This is a genomic window from Pseudoalteromonas sp. S327, assembly GCF_005886415.1.
Lineage (GTDB): Bacteria > Pseudomonadota > Gammaproteobacteria > Enterobacterales > Alteromonadaceae > Pseudoalteromonas > Pseudoalteromonas atlantica.
On the sequence record NZ_PNDP01000126.1, the window covers coordinates 1 to 243 of the forward strand.

Annotated in this window: 1 protein-coding gene; it reads left to right on the plus strand. The window is 41.6% G+C overall.

Annotation, left to right across the window (positions count from 1 at the left end; translation table 11 throughout):
• Positions 1-243 (plus strand): hypothetical protein (locus CWB60_RS20790; protein ID WP_171036177.1); only part of this gene is annotated, 243 nt, incomplete at both ends.

Below are 243 nucleotides of genomic sequence, written 5' to 3' on the forward strand. Positions count from 1 at the left end.
ACACAATTTAATTGATGCAAATAGGCTGTCTCATGAGCTTGAAGACAAAAATGCAAAAGCAGAGAAGTTAGATGTTCTTTTATTAAATTCTGGTTGTATCGATGAAGAGCAGCTAAGTACTAGGTACGCTGATTTATTAAAGTGTGGGAGGTGGACGCAGCCACGGCAGCTAGAGCAAGCAGATATAAAAGCGGTAGAGGCTGTCAATACCGCCTTTCTACTCTCAGCACAGCTTTTTCCACT